At 36.4% G+C, this 3,570-nt stretch carries 2 protein-coding genes and 1 pseudogene; 1 reads left to right on the forward strand and 2 read right to left on the reverse strand.

The features are described 5' to 3' along the window. Positions 1-277: 277 nt before the first annotated feature. Both BFA01S_RS21105 and BFA01S_RS21110 read right to left on the reverse strand, forming a co-directional pair. Positions 278-1,047 (reverse strand): annotated as a pseudogene (locus BFA01S_RS21105) (N-acetylmuramoyl-L-alanine amidase). 85 nt (positions 1,048-1,132) lie between these two features. Continuing rightward, a complete protein-coding gene (locus BFA01S_RS21110) occupies positions 1,133-1,318 on the reverse strand; it encodes a hypothetical protein (protein WP_066235548.1) in 186 nt (61 codons plus the stop codon). A gap of 551 nt (positions 1,319-1,869) precedes the next feature. Here BFA01S_RS21110 and BFA01S_RS21115 point away from each other — a divergent pair. Next, a complete protein-coding gene (locus BFA01S_RS21115; RefSeq protein WP_066235550.1) occupies positions 1,870-3,489 on the forward strand; it encodes an ABC-F family ATP-binding cassette domain-containing protein in 1,620 nt (539 codons plus the stop codon). Positions 3,490-3,570 lie beyond the last annotated feature (81 nt).

A 3,570-nucleotide genomic window follows, 5' to 3' on the forward strand; every position in this document is an offset into this window, starting at 1 on the left:
TTACTGCCCGTTAAGGCTGGGATAAATTTTAAAAAAGTCTCCCAGTTGACGGACCGGGAGAGGGACGGTTTATTATTACCTTATACGTAAATGCTGTTCTGCTCACTCGCTTATGATAAATTTAGGAGGATGAATCGAATTATTTACTAAGTGATAAATATTTAACCTTAGTGGAAAAAAATTCCTTGATGAAAATTCGATATAGATGAATAAAGCGATGATACTATTAAATTAAAAGAGAGAGCTCCTGCATTGGAAAGAGCTCTCTCTTTTAATTTTAACTAATATAAACGTTAAAACCTTTATTTTTTGCTTCTTCAGCTAATTGTTCTGCATTTTCACGGGAAGAGAATGCGCCGATTTGTACTTTATAAAGATTATCTTCTTGTTTCACGATTGAATCAAGACCTTTTGCTTTTGCTTCAGTAGCGAGAGACTCGGCATTTGCTCTTTCTTTAAAAGCACCAATCTGTACTTTGTAAAGTGTGGATGGATTTGGTATTGTCTGTTTTCTTTTCAATTGAAAGGCACGGGCAATTCCATTTACATGCCCTCTAGCAAGCTTTTCAATGAAGCTGCTGTCTTTTAATTTATTGGCATCAGCAGCAGTATCGATAAATCCGTTTTCCGTTAAAATTGCTGGCATCGTTGTTTCTCGTAAAACATGGAAATTAGCTGCTTTTTGTCCACGGTTAGTAAAATTTGATTCTTTTAAAATGTCTTCATGGAGATAGTCCTGATATGTTGCAGTTGATCTTCCAGCACTTGAATGAATAAAAGACTCGAAGCCTGTTCCGCCGCCAGAGTTAATATGAATGGAACGAAGTAATCAGCATCCCAGCGGTTTGCAGCGTTAGTTCTTGCTGATAGGCTTAATGTCTCATCTCCAGACCGGCTTAGGCGAATCTCGATATTTTCATATTCTTCGATGAGGATTTCCTGCATAGCGGCTGCAATTTGCAATGTGAGATTTTTCTCCTGTAAACTATTTCCTACTGCTCCAGGGTCTGTCCCGCCATGACCTGGGTCAATAAAAAGTTTTACCATCTAATCACCTCTAGTATAAGCTATGAAGCTTGTAATTAGATGGTATGGACGAATAGTAGATAGAAAATAAAATTCAGCTTATTGCTTATTTATTAAATAGATGTCTAAAGCCTTTATAAATAATAACAAGTGAGAAAATTAGGACTGTTAAAAGACCAACCACTGTTGTAAATGGTGCAAGGCTTGCAAGGAAAGTTCCCGCTATTGGAACTTGAATAAGTGCAAAGCCGGATAAAATAGCTGCTAAAAATAAGAAAATTGAATAATTCATTCTATTCCCTCCTTCTTACACTATCTTATGCTGAGCATTTCATATATAAATAGTTCAATTACCTAAAAAGAAATAATTATTTGTTTGAAATTTCTAACGTATAGAACCCTCTTTCTGCAAGGTGAATATGATAGCAAAAAGGAAAGGGATGTTCTTATGGCTGAATTGTTTATTTATTTTTGGCTGGGCCTAGTTTATTGCGCGTATAAATACAATATAAGCACACGTCATGAGATCGTACTGAATTGTTTCTTTTGGCCGCTCTTTGTATTAAAGGATTTTATTGAGCTGGTAGATAGAGTGAGGAGAAGGGAAGATAAGTAATCAGGAATAGTATTTCTTCGCTCGCACTGCCTTCATTTAGATTTCTTTTGTATTATTTTTAGTCAAGTTTGCGGGCGAAACAATATAAAAATTTTTTTATTTATGGAGAGAAGAAGTCTAACATAATAGGTAATCATTGCCCTAGATACTAAATTCCTTTATACTTATGATGGAAAAGTGAAGGAAAAAGGGGTAAAACTCTTATTATATATTGGAGGACTGTCTACATGATTCAAGTTAGTAATGTAAGCTTGCGCTTTGGTGACCGTAAGCTTTTTGAAGATGTTAATATTAAATTTACACCTGGTAACTGTTACGGATTAATTGGTGCAAACGGTGCCGGAAAATCAACGTTTTTAAAAATTCTTTCAGGTGAAATTGAGGCGCAGACAGGCGATGTAAGCATGGGACCTGGCGAGCGTTTAGCTATATTAAAACAAAACCATTTTGAATATGAAGAACATGAAGTGCTAACAACGGTTATTATGGGGCATAAACGTCTGTATGATGTTATGCAGGAGAAGGATGCTATCTATATGAAGGCTGATTTTTCTGATGAAGATGGAATGCGTGCAGCAGAGCTTGAGGGAGAATTTGCTGAGTTAAATGGATGGGAAGCAGAAAGTGAAGCAGCGATTCTTTTAAAAGGTTTAGGTATCGGAGAAGAATTACATGCGAAGAAAATGGCTGATTTAACTGGTTCTGAAAAGGTAAAAGTCCTGCTTGCACAAGCTTTATTCGGACAGCCTGACGTTCTTCTTCTGGACGAGCCGACGAACCATTTAGACATCCATGCGATTAAATGGTTAGAGGAATTCCTTATTAATTTTGAAAATACAGTCATCGTTGTATCGCATGATCGTCACTTCTTAAATAAAGTATGTACACATATCGCCGATCTCGATTTCAGTAAAATTCAAATTTACGTAGGGAACTATGATTTCTGGTATGAATCAAGCCAGCTTGCGTCAAAGTTAGGTCAGGAAGCGAATAAGAAAAAAGAAGAAAAAATTAAAGAATTACAAAACTTTATTGCCCGTTTTAGTGCGAATGCATCTAAATCAAAACAAGCAACATCTCGTAAAAAACTGTTAGATAAAATTTCATTGGATGATATTAAGCCGTCATCACGCCGTTATCCATATGTGAATTTTACACCTGAGCGTGAAATTGGAAATGATGTCCTTCGAGTAGAAGGTATTTCTAAAACGATTGATGGCGTAAAAGTGCTTGATAATATTAACTTTATTATGAATAAAGAGGATAAAATTGCATTTGTCGGCCGTGATGAAATTGCAATTACGACTTTATTTAAAATTTTAACAGGTGAGATGGAAGCAGATAGCGGAACATTCAAATGGGGTGTGACGACATCACAGGCTTATTTCCCGAAAGATAACAGTGAATACTTTGACGGTACAGAACCGTCTCTTGTAGATTGGCTGCGTCAATACTCACCAGAAGATCAAAGTGAAAGCTTCTTACGCGGATTTTTAGGAAGAATGCTCTTCTCAGGTGAAGAAGTATTGAAAAAACCGAGTGTTCTTTCAGGAGGAGAAAAGGTTCGCTGTATGCTGTCAAAAGCGATGCTGAGTGGTGCGAATATTTTAATCCTTGATGAGCCGACGAACCATTTAGACTTAGAGTCAATTACAGCATTAAACAACGGATTAATTAGTTTTAAAGGTGCAATGCTGTTCACATCACATGACCATCAATTCGTTCAAACAGTCGCAAACCGTATTATCGAAGTTTCAGCGAACGGCTTAGTTGATAAACAAACGACATATGACGAGTTTTTAGAAGATGGAAATATTAGAGCACAAGTAGAGAAATTATACGCTTAAATAAAGTAAGGTAAAAGGGAGCTTGATTCAGTATATGAATTGGACTCCCTTTTATTTATCCCAGCCTTAACGGGCAGTAAT

It is taken from the genome of Metabacillus fastidiosus NBRC 101226 (assembly GCF_001591625.1).
In the GTDB taxonomy this organism is placed as follows: Bacteria; Bacillota; Bacilli; order Bacillales; family Bacillaceae; genus Metabacillus; species Metabacillus fastidiosus.